Raw genomic sequence first — 1,698 nt, 5'->3', positions numbered from 1 at the left:
TGCCAGCGTGATCTTCCGCCGCTGGAACTGATGCCAGGGCTTGCCATGGCTCAGAGCGGGATGTTGTCGTGCTTGCGCCAGGGGCGCTCGACGCTCTTCGTCCTGAGCATGGCGAGCGCGCGGGCGATGCGCCGGCGGGTCGAGTGCGGCATGATCACCTCGTCGATATAGCCGCGCTCGGCCGCGACGAAGGGGGACATGAAGCGGTCCTCATATTCCTTGGTCTGGCGCGCGATCGTCTCCGTGTCGCCGCCGCGGAAGATGATCTCGACCGCGCCCTTCGCGCCCATCACCGCGATCTGAGCCGTCGGCCAGGCATAGTTGACGTCGGCGCCGATGTGCTTGGAGGCCATGACGTCGTAGGCCCCGCCGAAGGCCTTGCGGGTGATGATCGTGACCAGCGGCACGGTGCATTCCGAATAGGCGAAGAGCAGCTTGGCGCCGTGCTTGATCAGGCCGCCATATTCCTGCGCCGTGCCCGGCAGGAAGCCGGGAACGTCGACGAGCGAGACGATCGGGATCTCGAAGGCGTCGCAATAGCGCACGAAGCGGGCGGCCTTGCGCGAGGCGTCGGAGTCGAGCACGCCGGCCAGCACCATCGGCTGGTTGGCGACGATGCCGACGGTGCGGCCCTCGATGCGTCCGAAACCGGTAACGATGTTCTTTGCGTAGGCTTCCTGGATCTCGAAGAAGTCACCCTCGTCGACCGTCTTCAGGATCAACTCCTTGATGTCGTAGGGCTTGTTCGGATTGTCGGGGACGAGCGTGTCGAGGCTCATGTCGACCCGGTCCGGCACGTCGAAGCTCGGCCATTCCGGCACGCCGGCCGTGTTGTTCGCCGGCAGGAAGTCTAGCAGGCGGCGCACCTGCAGGAGCGCCTCGACATCGTTCTCGAAGGAGCCGTCGGCGACCGAGGACTTGGAGGTGTGGACCTTGGCGCCGCCGAGCTCCTCGGAGGTCACGGTCTCGTTGGTGACGGTCTTCACCACCTCCGGGCCGGTGACGAACATGTAGGAGGTGTCCCGGACCATGAAGATGAAGTCTGTCATGGCCGGGGAATAGACGTCGCCGCCGGCGCAGGGGCCCATGATCACCGAGATCTGCGGAATGACGCCGGACGCCTGGACGTTGCGCTTGAAAACCTCGCCATAGCCGCCGAGCGCTGCGACGCCCTCCTGGATGCGGGCGCCGCCGGCATCGAACAGGCCGACGATGGGCGCGCGCATCTTCAGCGCCATGTCCTGGATCTTGATGATCTTCTGGGCGTGGGTCTCGGAGAGCGAGCCGCCGAAGACGGTGAAGTCCTTGGAGAAGACGAAGACGGTGCGGCCGTTCACCGTGCCCCAACCGGTGACGACGCCGTCGCCGGGGATCTTCTCGGACTTGTCCATGCCGAAATCGACGGCGCGGTGCTGCACGAACATGTCGAACTCCTCGAAGGAGTCCTTGTCGAGCAGCAGTTCGATGCGCTCGCGGGCGGTGAGCTTGCCGCGCTTGTGCTGAGCCTCGATGCGTCTGTCGCCGCCGCCCTTGCGGGCGCCTTCGCGCCGGGTTTCGAGCTGTTCGAGGATATCCTTCATGGCGGCAAGGCTCCCGGCCGGAAATCGCGTCTCGAAAGCCGGCTTAAGCGGCACGCCGACCGAAGTCCATTGCGACGTTTGCCGAACTGCGCAGAGGCATCATGCCGATCGTTCTGCC

1 protein-coding gene is annotated in these 1,698 nt (G+C 65.3%); it reads right to left on the bottom strand.

Annotation, left to right across the window (positions count from 1 at the left end):
* Positions 1-50 precede the first annotated feature (50 nt).
* Positions 51-1,580, bottom strand: coding sequence for an acyl-CoA carboxylase subunit beta (locus ACIPIA_RS15690; RefSeq protein WP_400510902.1), 1,530 nt, complete (start codon positions 1,578-1,580; stop codon positions 51-53).
* Between the last annotated feature and the right edge of the window lie 118 nt (positions 1,581-1,698).

The organism is Allobosea sp. CER48 (assembly GCF_044752385.1).
Classification (GTDB): domain Bacteria; phylum Pseudomonadota; class Alphaproteobacteria; order Rhizobiales; family Beijerinckiaceae; genus Allobosea.
The sequence above is the reverse complement of the archived record's forward strand: the minus strand, read 5'-3'. Positions and strand labels throughout refer to the sequence as shown.